Raw genomic sequence first — 14,394 nt, 5'->3', positions numbered from 1 at the left:
CGTGGGGGAAGTGTGATGATGAGTCCCACGCCGGCACGCCGCCGCCCGACCGCTCGACCGGCCGGGCGAGGTGGGAGGGCCGGGCAACGTTCGTCATCGCGTGGGAGTTCGCAGTGGTTGAGCACGTGCTTGTCGCCCCGGACAAGTTCAAGGGGTCGCTGACGGCCGCGGAGGTCGCCGCCAGGGTGTCGGCCGGACTGGGCGTCCCGGTGGTGGAGCTGCCGGTGGCCGACGGCGGCGACGGCACGGTGGACGCGGTGGTGGCCTGCGGCTTCACCCGGATCACGCTGGAGGTGACCGGCCCCACCGGCCTGCCGGTACGGGCCTCCTACGCCTGGCATCCCACCGGAGCGCCCGCCGGCCCCGGGGACGGCGGGGTGCCGACCGCCGTGGTCGAGCTGGCCGAGGCGTCCGGGCTGCGCCGTCTGCCCGGCGGCCGCGAGCCCCTGACCGCCACCAGCCACGGCACGGGTGAGCTGGTCGCCGACGCCGTGGCGCGGGGCGCTGAGCGGATCGTGCTGGGCCTGGGCGGCAGTGCGTCCACCGACGGCGGGGCGGGCATGGCGCGGGCCCTGGGCGCGCGGTTCCTCGACGCGGACGGCAAGGAGCTGGAGCCAGGCGGGGCGGCGCTCACCAGGCTCGACCGCATCGACATCAGCGACTTCGCCGACGTCTCGGGCATCGAGTTCGTGGTGGCCAGCGACGTCGACAACCCTCTGCTCGGCCCGCACGGCGCCGCGGCCGTCTACGCCCCGCAGAAGGGTGCCGACCCGGCGCAGGTCAAGCTGCTGGAGGCCGCTCTGACCAGGCTGGCCGCCGTGGCCACCAGGACGCACGGGCTCGTGGGCGCGGTCGAGCACGACGACAGGCCGCGGCCCATGGGCGTCGCGGGCGCGCCCGGCGCGGGGGCGGCCGGCGGGGTGGGCTTCGCCGCCCTGGCGTTCCTGGGGGCGGAGATCCGTCCCGGCATCGAGTACCTGCTCGACCTGCTGGGGTTCGGGGAGCTGGTGAAGGGGGCGCGGCTGGTGGTCACCGGGGAGGGGTCGCTGGACGAGCAGTCGCTGCGGGGCAAGGCCCCCGTCGGGGTCGCTCAGGCGGCGGCCAGGGCCGGCGTGCCCGTGGTGGCCGTCTGCGGGCGGCGCACGCTCTCCGACGCAGACCTGAAGGCGGCGGGCATCGAGGCCGCGTACGCGCTCACCGACCTGGAGCCCGATCCCGGGCGCTGCATGACGGACGCCGCCGCCCTCCTCGAACGCCTGGCGGCCCGCCTGGCCGCCGACCGCCTGTGACTCCCGGCCCACGCCGCACGAGATGAGGGGACGGGGGAAGGAAGCGGGCATGGACGAGCTGGTGGTGCGGTCGCGGAGGGTCGTCACCCCCGAAGGCGTGCGGCCCGCCGCCGTCGCCGTGCGCGGGGGCAGGATCACGGCGCTGCACGCGTACGCCGCCCCCGTCGAGGCCGCCGAGGACGTCGACCTGCGCGACCTGCCCCTCCTCCCGGGTCTGGTCGACACCCACGTCCACGTGAACGAGCCGGGCCGCGCCCACTGGGAGGGGTTCGCCTCGGCGACCCGGGCGGCGGCGGCCGGAGGCGTCACCACGATCGTGGACATGCCGCTCAACTCCATCCCGCCCACCGTCAGCCCCGACGCCCTGGACGCGAAGCTGCGCGCCGCCGAGGGCCGCTGCCACGTGGACACCGGCTTCTGGGGCGGCGCCGTCCCCGGCAACGTGGAGCAGCTCCGGCCGCTGCACGAGCGCGGGGTGCGCGGGTTCAAGTGCTTCCTGTCGCCCTCCGGGGTGGACGAGTTCCCGCCGCTCGGCCTCGGCGAGGCGCGGCGGGCGATGGCCGAGGTCGCCGGGTTCGGCGGGCTCGTGGTGGTGCACGCCGAGGACCCGGCGCTGCTGGCCGAGCCCGCCGGGCCCACGTACCGGGACTTCCTGGCGTCGCGGCCCGGCGCGGCCGAGCGGAGCGCCGTGGAGCAGGTGATCCGGCTGGCCGAGGAGACCGGCGCGCGGGTGCACGTGCTGCACGTCTCCAGCGCCGCCTGCCTCGAACCCCTGGAGGCCGCCCGGGCCCGGGGTGTGCCGGTCACCGCCGAGACCTGCCCCCACTACCTCACGCTCACGGCCGAGCAGGTGCCGGAGGGCGACACGAGCTTCAAGTGCTGCCCGCCGATCCGCGACGGGGCCAACCGCGACCTCCTCTGGCACGGCCTGGCGCGCGGCGTGCTCGACTGCGTCGTCTCCGACCACTCGCCGTCCACCGCCGACCTCAAGGTGCCCGACTTCGCCGCCGCCTGGGGCGGCGTCGCCTCCCTCCAGCTCGGGCTGTCCGCCGTCTGGACGGAGGCGTCCCGCAGGGGGTACGGGCTGGCGGACGTGGCCCGCTGGATGTCCACCCATCCAGCCGCAATAGCCAAAATTGTGCGGAAAGGCGCGATAAAGCCGGGCAATGACGCCGACCTGGTGGCCTTCGACCCCGACGCCGCGAACCCCGTGGACGCCGGCCGCCTCCACCACCGCAATCCCGTCACCCCCTACCACGGCCGCACCCTGAAGGGCGTGGTGCTCACCACGTGGCTCCGGGGCCGGCCCGTCGACGGGGAGCCGTACGGGACCTTCCTGCTGGGAGAGAGGTAGACGATGTCAGAGCGGCCCACCACCGGCTTCACCACGCTGCCCGATCTGGCGCTGCGCACGCTGGGCGGCTCGGTCGTCGCCGCCAGCGACGAGTCCTTCGCCGAGAAGGAGAGCCTGATCCGGCCCGGCCGGCCGGCGTTCCAGCCGGAGACGTTCAGTGGCAGGGGCCAGGTGTACGACGGGTGGGAGACGCGGCGGCGGCGCGAGCCGGGGCACGACTGGGCGATCGTCCGGCTCGGGCTGCCCGGCGCGGTCCGCGGCGTGGTCATCGACACTGCCTGGTTCACCGGCAACCACCCGACCCACGCGTCGGTCGAGGCGGCCGCCGTGGACGGACACCCGTCGCCCGCCGAGCTGGCCGGCGCCCGCTGGGTGGAGATCGTGCCCCGGCTGCCGCTGCGCGGCGACGCCGAGCACCCGGTGGAGGTGGCCGACGACGGCCGCTACACGCACGTGCGGCTGAACATGTTCCCCGACGGCGGCATCGCCCGGCTGCGCGTCCACGGCGAGGCGCGCCCCGACCTGTCGGTGTACGACGGCCTGAGCCTCGACCTGGCGGCGCTGCAGAACGGCGGCCTGGTCACCGCCTGCTCCAACGCGTACTACTCCGCCCCCAACAACGTCATCGCCCCCGGCCTGGCCCGCCACCAGGCGGAGGGCTGGGAGACCGCCCGCCGCCGCGAGGAGGGCAACGAGTGGCTGGTCATCCGGCTGGCCGGGCGGGGCGTCGTCAGGCTCGCCGAGATCGACACCACGAACCTGATCTTCAACGCGCCCGCCGCCGTGACGCTCACCGGCCTCGACGGGGACCGCGAGGTCACGCTGCTCCCCCGGACGCGGCTGCAGCCCGACACGCCGCACCGCTACCGCCTCGGCCACGCCGATCCGGTGACGCACGTGCGGGTCGACATCCACCCCGACGGCGGCCTCGCCCGCGTGCGCCTGCACGGACACCTCACGGCCTGAGCGGGCGGCGGCGTCAGTGCCAGAGGGTGACCTCGGAGCCCGGCGGGCGCTCGCTGTTGGGCAGCGGCTGCTGGAAGCGGACGACCCCGCTGCCGCGTCCCAGCTTGCGGACCTTGACCCTCCAGCCGAGCTGCTGGAGCTCCTGGCGGGCGTCGTTGACGTTCTTGCCCATCACCTGCGGGATCATCTGGAACTGCTGGTCCTCGCGGGCCTCGTTGTCGCCCCTGCGGAACCACTCCTCGAAGCCGGTCTGGCAGCGCGCCACCGTGACCATCGCCACCGCGCCCCGGTCGACCTCGGCGTTGGCCTTGGGCGCCTGGGCGATGACGGTGCACGGCTCGGCGTCGTCGTCCACCTCGTTGACCTGCACCTGGAAGCCCTGCTCCTGCAGGAAGGCGGCGGCCTGGTCCTTGGGCATGTGGCTGACGTCCGGCATGGTCAGCCCGGCGCTCACGTAGATGGAGACCTTCGAGCCTTCCTTGAGCTTCTCGCCCACCAGCGGCGAGGTGCGGATCACCGTGTTGCGGGCCACGTCGGGGCTGGCCAGCCGGCGGACGCTGCCGACCGTCAGGCCCGCCTTGGCGATGGTGGCGCGGGCGTCGTCGGCCGACATGCCCGCCACCTTGGGCACCAGCACCAGCTTGGGGCCGAGGGAGGGCACCAGGGTGACGGTCGTGCCGGCCAGGACCTGCTGCCCGGTCACGGGGTCGACGCGGAGCACCAGGCCCTCGTTCACCTTGTCGTTGTACTCGCCCGGCGCCAGGCGCACCTTGAAGCCGCCGGCGGTGAGCTTCTGCTCCACGATCGAGACGTCCTTGCCGACCAGGTCGGCGGGCACGGCCACGTACTGGGGACGCGAGACGTACCAGCCGGTCAGGCCGATCGCCGCCACCATGACGACGGCCAGGCCGATGATGATCCAGCTCGGCCGGAACCCGCCGCGCCGCCGCCCGCCCGCGTGCTCGGCCGGCCCCTCGATCCGGGGCTGCACGACCGTGGGGTTGGGGCCGGGCGCCCCGCCGGGCGGGACCTGCGGCATGGCCAGCGTCATCGCGGGCGACCCCGCGGGGAGGCCCGGCTGGGAGGCGGGCTGCGCGCCGTAGCCGCCGGCGGCCGGGCCGGTGGGCCGGGCGCCGCTCTGGGGCCCGGTGCGAGCCCCCGTATGAGCCCCCGTATGAGCCCCTGTATGGGGTCCTGAGGGCACGGGGTGGGCGCCCGACGACGGCTGTGCCGTGGGCGCCGCCAGCGGCCCCGAGGGGGCGTACGAGCCGGTGCCCGGCAACGAGTGCTGGGCCGAGGAGTGGGAGACGCCCGGCGCGGTCAGCCGGGGAAGCTGGCGGTGCACCTCGACGGCCGCCACCAGCATCGCGGTCGCGTCCGCGGGCCTGGCGTCCGGCTCGCGCGCCGTGGCGTGCGCCACCAGGGCGTCGACCACCGGCGGCACGTCGGGCGTCAGCGACGACGGCGCCGGGACGGTGTCGTGCACGTGGCGGTAGGCCACGGACATGGGCGTCTCGCCGTCGTACGGCTGCCGGCCGGTCACCAGCTCGAACAGCATGATCCCGGCCGCGTAGACGTCGGTGCGGACGTCGGCGCGGCCGGTGGTCACCTGCTCGGGCGACATGTAGCCGATCGTGCCGATCATCACGCCGGTACGGGTCTGGTTGGTCGCCTCGATGGCGCGGGCCAGCCCGAAGTCCACGACCTTGACCCGGCCGTCGGCCGTCATCAGGACGTTCTCCGGCTTGACGTCGCGGTGGACCATGCCCGCCTGGTGGGCGGCGCCCAGCGCCGCGAGCACCGGGATCAGGATCTCCAGCGCCTCGCGGGCGGGCAGCCTGCCCCGCTCGTGGAGTACTTCGCGCAGCGTCCTGCCCGGCACGTACTCCATCGACAGGTAGACGACGTCGCCGTCGGTGCCCTGGTCGAAGACGTGCACCACGTTGGGGTGGGAGAGGCTGGCCACGGACTTGGCCTCGCCGATGAAGCGCCGCACGAACGCCGGGTCCTCGGCGAGCGAGCGGTGCATGACCTTCAGCGCGACCGTGCGGTCGAGCCGGACGTCCAGGGCGAGGTAGACGGTCGCCATGCCGCCTCGCGCGATCCGGGACTCGATGCGGTAGCGCCCATCGAGGAGTCGCCCGACCAGGGGGTCCGCCGTCGTCGTGTCCACGCCGCCGAGTTTACGGGCGTTTGGCCCCTGGCAGGGTGCGACCACCCGAAACGATGCGGAGCCGTGGCTCCTGCCACGCCCTCTCTTGACCTCCCCGGCACCTCCCGGACCACGGGATCCACCGGCTCACAGAGGCCCCGCCCGCCCCGGCGTGACGCCGGGCCCGGCTTGACCCGATCCGTGAGTCCGGTCGCGGGTCCCGGGTCACCGGGGGCGCCGGGTCACGGGGTCATCGGGGAGGACGCCTCTGCGTAGCGGCGGCGCGGGATGCGCCCGGCCTGGCGGGCCAGCCGCCCGGCATGGACCGCGCCCCGCATGGCCGCCGCCATCAGGTCGGGTCGCTGCGCGCGGGTGACCGCCGTCGCCAGCAGCACGGCGTCGCAGCCCAGCTCCATCGCCAGCGCGGCGTCGCTGGCCGTGCCGATGCCCGCGTCGAGGATCACCGGCACGGAGGCCGCCTCCACGATGAGCTCGATGTTGTGCGGGTTGCGGATGCCGAGACCGGAGCCGATGGGCGCGCCGAGCGGCATGACGGCCGCGCAGCCGGCCTGCTCCAGACGGCGCGCCAGCGCCGGGTCGTCCCCGATGTACGGCAGCACCACGAAGCCCTCGGCAACCAGCCGCTCGGCCGCGTCGAACGTCTCGATCGGGTCCGGCAGCAGCGTCCGCTCGTCGGCGATGACCTCGAGCTTGACCCAGTTCGTCCCGAGGGCCTCGCGGGCCAGCCTGGCCGTCAGCACGGCCTCGCCCGCGGTGAAGCAGCCCGCGGTGTTGGGCAGCACCTTGATGCCGCGCTCGCGCAGCACGTCGAGGACCGAGCCGCGGGCCGACGGGTCGAGCCGCCGCATCGCAACCGTGGTCAGCTCGGTGCCGGAGGCGGCGAGGGCCTGGTCCAGCACCTCCAGCGAGGGCGCGCCGCCGGTGCCCATGATGAGCCGGGAGGAGAACTTCTCCCCGGCGATGATCAGATCATCCACCCTGCACCGCCGTGAGCACCTCGACGCGGTCGCTGTCGCCGAGCGCCGTGGTGTCCCACGAGCCGCGCGTCACGACCTCGTCGTTCAGGGCCACCGCCACGCCGGTGGTGGCGGTGGTCAGGATGCGTACGGCCTGCGCCACGGTGGTGCCGTCGGGCACCTCGCGCTGGCTGCCGTTGATCGTCACTTTCATCCCATCTCCTCGGAGCCGGAGCTCCTGTCGTAGGGGCCGGGGGGCCTGTCGTGCGCGCCGGGGGCCGGGTGGTGGCGGGCCGGGGAGCAGAGGGCGGCCAGTTCGGGCTCCTCGCCCAGGAGGATCGCCGTCGTGAGCGGCGCCAGGAGCACCCCGCCGCGGTGGTGCCCGGTCGCCAGCGTCAGCCCCGGGACGCCGGCCGGGCCGATGAGCGGCAGGTTGTCCGGGGTGCCGGGACGCAGGCCAGCCACGACCTCGGCCACCTCCAGCTCGGTCACGCCGGGCACCAGCTCCCGGGCGTCGCGTAGCAGCTCGTACACGCCGCCGGCCGTCACCCGCGTGTCGAACCCCATCTCCTCCTGCGTGGCGCCCACCACGAGCTCGCCGTCGCCGCGCGGCACCAGGTAGACGGGGGCGCCGTGGACCATGCCGCGCACGCACCGGCCGAGCAGCGGCTCGGGGGAGCGCAGCCGCATGATCTGGCCCTTGACCGGCCGGACCGGGAGGTCGTACAGCTCGCCGCTCCACGCGCCGGCGGCCAGGATCACCCCGTCGGCGCGGATCTCGGACGGCAGGTCCCCGCCGTCCGCCGGAGACTCCAGCCGTACGCCCACGACCGCCGGACCGCGCCCGGAGCCGCCACCAGGGCCGCCAGGGGCACGCAGGAGCTCCGACACCCGGGCCCGCACCACGGGGACGCCCAGCCGCTCCAGGGCGGCCAGCAGGGCGGCTGTGACGCGGCGCGGGTCCACCCACGCGTCGCCCGGCGCCAGCAGCCCGCCCCGCACCGACGGGGCCAGCATCGGCTCCAGGCGGCGGCACTCCCTGCCCGTCAGCCGCTCCACCGGCAGCCCCAGCTTGCCCATGAACCCGCCCAGCTCGTCCAGCGCCGCCAGGTCGTCCGCGCCGAACGCCACGTCCAGGGTGCCGTCGGCACGGAAGTCCAGCCCGTACGACGGGACCGGGCCAGGACGCGCAGGGGACGACGGCACGGGAGAAGCGCCGCCGGAGGGCCCGCGCGGGCGCGACGGGGCCAGGACGCCCGGCGGCAGGCCGGCGTCCTCGGCCAGCTCGGCGGCGAACGACGGCCAGCGGCGCAGCGACGCCACCCCCAGCCGCAGCAGCGGCTCCTCGGTGTAGGCGACCTCGCTGACGGGCGCCAGCATGCCCGCCGCCGCGTGCGAGGCCCCGGAGGCCGGGGCCGGGTCCACCACGGTGACGGCCCGCCCCACCCGCGACAGCCGCCAGGCGATGGACAGCCCGACGATCCCGCCGCCCACGACCAGCTCCATGCGCGCTCCCTTCGCCGGCATGATCCGGATCAGGTGGATTGCGGTCGAAGGCCCGGTCAAGCCTTCCTCTCAGCCCGGTCACGGCCGGACTCCCGCGCGTCGTACCCCTCAAGCCTACGGCCTCGGTGCGGAGCGCAGGCGGCGGCCCCGTTATGGTCTTGACCGTGAACCGTGTCGTGGTGGCAGGAGCGGGCCTGGCCGGCGTGCGCAGCATCGAGGCCCTGCGGGCGAGGGGGTTCGGCGGCGAGATCACCCTCCTGGGACAGGAACGGCATCGCCCGTACGACCGGCCGCCCCTGTCGAAGGCGGTGCTGCTGGGCACCAGCGACTCCAGTTTCGTCGACTCCGACCTCGCGACGCTGGAGGTGGACTTCCGCCCCGGCGTCAGCGCCACCGGCCTGCGTCCGGGCGTCGTCGAGACCAGCGAGGGCGAGCTGGCGTACGACGGGCTGGTCATCGCGACCGGCGCCGAGCCGATCACGCTGCCCGGCGACGGGCCGCAGCACGTGCTGCGCACTCTCGACGACGCGCTGGAGCTGCGTGCCCGGCTGGTCCGCGGCGCCCGCGTCGCGGTGGTCGGCGCCGGCTGGATCGGCGCCGAGGTGGCCACGGCCGCCCGCCGCGCGGGCTGCGAGGTGACCGTGATCGAGGCCGGCCCCGCGCCGCTCTCCCACGCCGTCGGGACCGAGATCGGCGCCCGTACCACCGCCTGGTACGACGGCGTCGACCTGCGGCTGGACACCATGGTCGCGTCGGTGGACGAGGGCGGGGTGCGGCTGGTGGACGGCGAGTTCGTCGAGGCGCACGTGGTCGTCTCCGGCATCGGGGTCCGCCCGGCCGTGGAGTGGCTGGCGGGCGCCGACATCGACCTGCACAACGGCGTCGTCACCGACGAGCACCTGCGCGCCTCCCTGCCGGGCGTGGTGGCGGTGGGCGACTGCGCCGCCTGGTGGTCGCGCCGTTACGGCACGCGCCTGCGGGTGGAGCACTGGGACACCGCGCTCGGCGCGCCCGAGGTCGCCGCGGCCACCCTGCTGGGCGAGGAGGCCGTCTACGACCCGGTGCCGTACTTCTGGTCCGAGCAGTTCGGCCACATGGTCCAGTACGCGGGTCACCATCCGGCCGGCGAGCGTCTCCTGTACCGGGGCGGCCCGGAGGGCAAGTGGTCGGCCTGCTGGCTGACCGGCGACGGCGCGCTGGCCGCGGTGCTGGCCGTGGACCGGCCGCGGGACCTCGTCCAGGGCCGCCGCATCATCGACGCGGGGCACAGGATCGACCCGGAACGCCTGGTAGATCCCGATGTCCCTCTACGGGATTGTGTTGTTTGAGCAAGCGCGCCATGTGGTAGTTGTGGTTTCGTGACGCTTTCTGTTGCACAGATCGACCGGGAGACCGACCAGCTCGTCAACGAGTGGCTCACTCTCCCCGAGGTGGCCGACCGCCTGCAGCTCTCGCTCGGGCGGACCAAGCAACTCCTCAAGGACCACAAGCTGCTCGGCGTGCGCCGGGGCAGCGGCGGGCCGCACGTGCCCGCGGCGTTCCTTGACGGAAGGGACGTGATGAAGGGCCTGCCCGGCACGCTGACCGTGCTGCTGGACGCGGGCTACGACGACGCCGAGGCGCTGCGGTGGCTCTTCACCCCGGACGACTCGCTGCCCGGCTCGCCCGTCGAGGCGATCCGCGCGGGCCGCCACACCGAGGTCAAGCGGCGTGCCCAGGCCCTCGCTTTCTGACGCCCGGCTCTACCTCTGCACCGACGGCCGGCGCCGGCGCGGTGACCTGGCCGAGTTCCTCGACACCGTGCTCGCCAACGGCGTCGACGTCGTCCAGCTCCGTGAGAAGGGCCTGGAGGCGCGGGAGGAGCTCGCGCTGCTGGAGGTCTTCCGCGACGCCTGCGACCGGCACGGCAGGCTGCTGGCCGTCAACGACCGGGCGGACGTGGCCTACGCCGCCCGGCCCGACGTGCTCCACCTGGGGCAGGACGACCTTCCGGTGGGCGTCGCGCGGGAGATACTCGGCGACGACATCCTCATCGGCAGGTCCACCCACTCCACCGCCGAGGCGTCCGCCGCCGCGGTGGAGGAGGGCGTCGACTACTTCTGCTGCGGGCCGACCTGGCCCACCCCGACCAAGCCGGGCCGTCCCGCGCCGGGGCCGTCGCTGCTGCGGCACGCGGCCTCGATCGCCACGGACCGGCCGTGGTTCGCCATCGGCGGCATCGACCTGGACAACCTCGACGAGGTCATGGCGTGCGGGGCGACCCGCGTCGTCGTGGTGCGGGCGATCACCGAGGCCGACGACCCGGGCGCGGCGGCGGCGGAGTTCGCCAAGCGCCTGGCCCGCTGACCCACCCGACCGCTTGCGACCCTCCCAGCGCCCGTGGAAGCGCGGGGAGGGTCAGGCCTTGCGGGAGGTGGCGGCGACGGCCAGGTCGGCCAGCGCGGAGCGCGCCCCGGCCGTGATCGGCGCCTGGTCGAGGCAGGCCAGCGCCTCCGTCAGGTACGTCCCGATCAGGTCCTCGCACTCCCGCAGCGCCCCCGTGTCCTCGATGACCTCCCGCAGCGCCGCCACGCCCCGGTCGTCGAGCCCCGGGTCGCCGAGCAGGCTCCGCACCAGCGCGGCCTGCGTGGGGGTGGCGGCGGCCAGGGTGCGCGCCATGAGCATCGTCCGCTTGCCCTCGCGCAGGTCGTCGCCGGCCGGCTTGCCGGTGGCCGCCGGGTCGCCGAACACGCCGAGGATGTCGTCGCGCATCTGGAACGCGATCCCCACCCGCGTGCCGTACGTGGTGCACAGCTCGTCCATCCACGGCGCCAGCTCGCCCGCCGCGAGGACCAGCCCGAGCCGGAGGGGCTGCTCGACGGAGTACTTGCCGCTCTTGTACAGGGCGACGCGCAGCGCCGACTCGAACGTGTTCTCCCCGTGGGCCTGCTCCAGCAGGTCGAGGTACTGGCCGCACATCAGCTCGGTGCGCATGTGGTCGTGGACCGGCTGCGCCGCCCCGATCGACTCCGGCGGCAGGCCGCTGCCGCGCCACATCTCGCCGGACCAGATCAGCAGCAGGTTGCCCAGCAGGATCGCCGCGCCCACGCCGAACTGCTCGGCCGAGCCGTGCCAGCCGGCCCCCGCGTGCATCGTCTCGAACCGGCGGTGCGCCGACGGCATCCCGCGGCGCAGGTCGCTCTTGTCCATCACGTCGTCGTGGACCAGCGCGCTGGCCTGGAGCAGCTCCAGCGACGCCGCGGCCGGGTAGATGCCCGGCTCGTCCGCGCCGCCCGCCCCGCGCCACCCCCAGTAGCAGAACGCGGGACGCAGCCGCTTGCCGCCGGCCAGCAGCTCCTTGGCGGCCAGGCGGAGCGGCTCCAGCTCCGGCGCGCCCGTGAGCGGAAGCTGCCGGTCGACGAACTCCCTCAGGCAACGGTCCACCTGTTCGCGCAAGGTGTCCATGCTCGCGGCCTCAGTGCTCATGCCTTGAGACTAGTGGCCGACGGGCGGCACCCGGATCTCCAGGACCCGGGTGACCGCTGGCGCGGGCCCCGCCACGGTAACCTTGGGACATGGCGCTTGGTCGACCTTCCGTCCTGCCCGATCGTGTCCCCACCGTCCGCGAGCTCCTCGCCTCCGGTGGCCGGTCGTTCTCCTTCGAGTTCTTCCCCCCGAAGACCGACGAGGGCGAGCGGCAGCTGTGGCGGGCGATCAGGGAGCTGGAGTCGCTGCGGCCGACGTTCGTGTCCGTCACGTACGGCGCGGGCGGCACCACGCGCGACCGCACGGTCGACATCGTCGAGCGGGTCGCCCACGGCACCACGCTCACGCCGGTGGCCCACTTCACCGCCGTCAACCACTCGGTCCGCGAGCTGCGCCACCTCGTCGGCCGGTTCGCCGACGCGGGAGTGCGCAACATCCTGGCCGTGCGGGGCGACCCGCCCGGCGACCCGACCGGCGAGTGGGTCCGGCATCCCGACGGCGTCCAGTACGCCGAGGACCTGGTGCGGCTCATCCGGCAGGCCGGCGACTTCTGCGTGGGCGTGGCGGCGTTCCCCTACAAGCACCCGCGCTCGCCGTCCATCGAGTCCGACACCGAGTTCTTCGTCCGCAAGTGCCGGGCGGGCGCCGACTACGCGATCACGCAGATGTTCTTCCAGGCCGACGACTACCTGCGGCTGCGCGACCGGGTCGCCGCCCGGGGCTGCGACACGCCGATCATCCCGTGCATCATGCCGGTCACCCAGATGAGCACGATCGCCCGGTCGGAGCAGCTCTCGGGCGCGCCGTTCCCGCCGGAGCTCGCGGCCCGCTTCGAGGCCGTCGCCGACGACCCGGCGGCGGTGCGGCGGCTGGGCATCGAGCACGGGGCGGAGCTGTGCCAGCGGCTGCTCGACGAGGGCGCGCCGGGCATCCACTTCATCACGTTCAACCGGTCGAGCGCCTCGCGTGAGGTCTTCCAGCTCCTGTCACGCCCGGAGCCGGTCGCGGTCTGAGGCGTTCCTCCACACATGCCGAAGCGCCCGCCCCCTGATGGGGACGGGCGCTTCGACGTGTGCGTACCGGTGTGCAGGTCGCCTCTCGGCGAGTGGCACAACGCGGCTCCAGCCGAACGGTATTCCGCGAAGGCGATAGGTGAGGCCCGGGGACACTGGACACACCGGTCACGTGGAGTAGAACCCCTCCTTCCCGCGGAACATTCCCGCCGCCGCGAACACGTCTGCAGATGCCGGCCGGGGAAGTGGCCGGGTGGGCCCGCCACCCGCCCGCAGGGGGACCCGGCGGGTGGCGGTCAGGGGTGGGTAGACGCGCGGTAGAGCGTCCATTACTTTGCGTAGTCATTCATCCCCCGGCGTCACGGCAGCCAAACCGGCTGGTCAAGGCTTTACCAGGGGATCCGTCAGGCGAGCGGCAGGGGCCGCCCGGCGATCGCGTACTCTTCGTGACCGCCGGGGAAGACGAACCGGGACAGCAGGTCCGTGAAGCCCAGGCTCGCGTACAGGTGGCGGGCGGCGGTGGGCCGGTCGTGGGTGGACAGCACGGCCGAGCGCTCCCTGCGGCCCGCGCACAACGTGGTGATCATGGCCCGGCCGATGCCCTTGCCCTGGTGGTCGGGGTGGACGTGGATCTCGGCCAGCTCGAAGGCGTCGCCGAGCCAGGCGTCGGCCACCCGCGCCCCGGCCTGTTCCTCCAGGGCGCGGTAGACCACGTCGTGCCACCACTGGCCGGGCGCGCCGTGGAAGCCGTACGCGAACCCGACGACCGGAGCGGGGCGCCCGTGGCCGGGCCCGTGGTGGACCGGCCCGTGGAGGACCGGCCCGTGGTGGACCGGCCCGTGGTGGATCGGCGCGTCACGCAGCTCGGCGAAGTAGCACTGGAAGCGCGGGTACATGCCGTGGTTGCGCATGATGGCGCGGCGGCCCGTGAGCTGCTCCGCGGGCGGGCGCATGGCGGCAGCGTAGATGCCGATCACCGTGTCCAGCCGCTCGTCGAACTCGGCCGGCCCCGCCCCGCGAAACTCGATCACGCTGCGCACATTACTCGACGTCGGCCGGTGTGCCCCCGGTGATGCGCACCAGCTCGTCGAAGCTCGTCGGGAACACCGTGTGCGGATGCCCGCCGGCGGCCCACACGACGTCGTGCTTGCTCAGCCAGGTGTCGACGAGGGTGCGGATCGGGGTGGGGTGGCCTATGGGGGCGACGCCGCCGATCGGCTGGCCGGTGGCCTGCCGGACGAGCTCGGGTGTGGCCCGCTTCACCGATCGGACGCCGGCGGTGCGGGCGACGAGCTCGACGTCCACCCGGTGGGCGCCGCTCGTCATCACGAGCAGGGGCGTGCCGTCGGCGTCGAAGACGAGGCTGTTGGCGATCGCGCCGACCTCGCAGCCGAGCTGGGCGGCGGCGGTGGCGGCGGTGGGCGCCTTCTCCGGCAGGACGATGACCTCACCCGCGGCGCCGAGCTCGCGCAGGGCGGACTGGACGATGACGGCGTTGGAGGGCAGCCCGGTGGAGCGGGCCGCCAGCTCCGCCGCAGAGGGCGCTGACGATTGCGGGTGCTGTGCGTCGGACGACTTCTCGGACATGTGGCCACTCTACGAGGATTGACCTTGCCATTACCTGGTGATGGTGGTGGTGTAAGGTCCTTTGATTCAAATGTTGAGCGGAAGA

The 14,394-nt window shown here is 74.3% G+C and carries 14 protein-coding genes and 1 riboswitch; of the genes, 7 read left to right on the top strand and 7 right to left on the bottom strand.

The annotated features are described in order from the left end of the window. Positions 1-113: 113 nt before the first annotated feature. Genes AB0H64_RS22970 through alc form a run of 3 tightly spaced genes read left to right on the top strand, consistent with a single transcriptional unit; the run spans position 114 to position 3,609 of the window. Positions 114-1,289: a glycerate kinase gene (locus AB0H64_RS22970; RefSeq protein ID WP_357627752.1), complete on the top strand. Its 1,176-nt coding sequence runs from the start codon at positions 114-116 to the stop codon at positions 1,287-1,289. 49 nt (positions 1,290-1,338) lie between these two features. Continuing rightward, positions 1,339-2,643 (top strand): allantoinase AllB, encoded by a 1,305-nt coding sequence (gene allB, locus AB0H64_RS22965; protein ID WP_357627750.1) that lies wholly within the window; start codon positions 1,339-1,341, stop codon positions 2,641-2,643. 3 nt (positions 2,644-2,646) lie between these two features. Further along, a complete protein-coding gene (alc, locus tag AB0H64_RS22960; protein WP_357627747.1) occupies positions 2,647-3,609 on the top strand; it encodes an allantoicase in 963 nt (320 codons plus the stop codon). Between the two features lie 13 nt (positions 3,610-3,622). Here alc and AB0H64_RS22955 read toward each other — a convergent pair whose 3' ends face one another. From AB0H64_RS22955 to AB0H64_RS22940, 4 genes are all read right to left on the bottom strand, one after another. Continuing rightward, positions 3,623-5,782 (bottom strand): PASTA domain-containing protein, encoded by a 2,160-nt coding sequence (locus AB0H64_RS22955; RefSeq protein WP_357627745.1) that lies wholly within the window; start codon positions 5,780-5,782, stop codon positions 3,623-3,625. Between the two features lie 221 nt (positions 5,783-6,003). Continuing rightward, complete coding sequence (locus AB0H64_RS22950; protein ID WP_357627743.1) at positions 6,004-6,759, bottom strand: thiazole synthase; 756 nt, start codon at positions 6,757-6,759, stop codon at positions 6,004-6,006. Further along, the gene (gene thiS / locus AB0H64_RS22945; protein ID WP_357627740.1) at positions 6,752-6,952 is read right to left on the bottom strand and encodes a sulfur carrier protein ThiS; all 201 of its coding nucleotides are present in this window, start codon (positions 6,950-6,952) and stop codon (positions 6,752-6,754) included. The genes AB0H64_RS22950 and thiS overlap by 8 nt, the downstream gene beginning before the upstream one ends. Beyond that, entirely contained in the window at positions 6,949-8,244 is a 1,296-nt protein-coding gene (locus AB0H64_RS22940; protein WP_357627737.1) for an FAD-dependent oxidoreductase, read from the bottom strand. The genes thiS and AB0H64_RS22940 overlap by 4 nt, the downstream gene beginning before the upstream one ends. Continuing rightward, positions 8,234-8,350, bottom strand: a riboswitch (TPP riboswitch). It overlaps the preceding gene by 11 nt. Before the next feature lie 58 nt (positions 8,351-8,408). Between AB0H64_RS22940 and AB0H64_RS22935 the strand changes: the two genes are divergently transcribed. Genes AB0H64_RS22935 through thiE form a run of 3 tightly spaced genes read left to right on the top strand, consistent with a single transcriptional unit; the run spans position 8,409 to position 10,590 of the window. Next, positions 8,409-9,572 carry an FAD-dependent oxidoreductase gene (locus tag AB0H64_RS22935; RefSeq protein WP_357627734.1) on the top strand — a complete coding sequence of 388 codons (1,164 nt, stop codon included), beginning with the start codon at positions 8,409-8,411 and terminating at the stop codon, positions 9,570-9,572. Between the two features lie 30 nt (positions 9,573-9,602). Continuing rightward, the gene (locus AB0H64_RS22930) at positions 9,603-9,977 is read left to right on the top strand and encodes an Rv2175c family DNA-binding protein (RefSeq protein ID WP_357627732.1); all 375 of its coding nucleotides are present in this window, start codon (positions 9,603-9,605) and stop codon (positions 9,975-9,977) included. Then, on the top strand, positions 9,955-10,590 hold the full coding sequence (gene thiE, locus AB0H64_RS22925) for a thiamine phosphate synthase (protein WP_357627729.1): 636 nt from the start codon (positions 9,955-9,957) through the stop codon (positions 10,588-10,590). The genes AB0H64_RS22930 and thiE overlap by 23 nt, the downstream gene beginning before the upstream one ends. 51 nt (positions 10,591-10,641) lie before the next feature. Here the strand turns inward: thiE and AB0H64_RS22920 are convergent, their stop codons facing one another. Further along, positions 10,642-11,709, bottom strand: a complete 1,068-nt coding sequence (locus AB0H64_RS22920; protein WP_357627727.1) for a polyprenyl synthetase family protein — start codon at positions 11,707-11,709, stop codon at positions 10,642-10,644. Positions 11,710-11,798: 89 nt separating this feature from the next. On the opposite strand from AB0H64_RS22920, the gene metF reads away from it, so the two are divergent. Beyond that, positions 11,799-12,722 (top strand): methylenetetrahydrofolate reductase [NAD(P)H], encoded by a 924-nt coding sequence (gene metF, locus AB0H64_RS22915; RefSeq protein WP_357627724.1) that lies wholly within the window; start codon positions 11,799-11,801, stop codon positions 12,720-12,722. A 404-nt stretch (positions 12,723-13,126) separates the two neighbouring features. Here the strand turns inward: metF and AB0H64_RS22910 are convergent, their stop codons facing one another. Together AB0H64_RS22910 and AB0H64_RS22905 are read right to left on the bottom strand one after the other, a co-directional pair. After that, positions 13,127-13,753: a GNAT family N-acetyltransferase gene (locus AB0H64_RS22910; protein WP_357627721.1), complete on the bottom strand. Its 627-nt coding sequence runs from the start codon at positions 13,751-13,753 to the stop codon at positions 13,127-13,129. 10 nt (positions 13,754-13,763) lie between these two features. Continuing rightward, positions 13,764-14,309: a YbaK/EbsC family protein gene (locus tag AB0H64_RS22905; protein ID WP_357627718.1), complete on the bottom strand. Its 546-nt coding sequence runs from the start codon at positions 14,307-14,309 to the stop codon at positions 13,764-13,766. Positions 14,310-14,394: the final 85 nt, after the last annotated feature.

The sequence above is a fragment of the Nonomuraea sp. NPDC050733 genome (assembly GCF_040654215.1).
GTDB lineage: Bacteria > Actinomycetota > Actinomycetes > Streptosporangiales > Streptosporangiaceae > Nonomuraea.
Note: the sequence above shows the minus strand (reverse complement) of the source record. Positions and strands in the feature narration are given on the sequence as shown.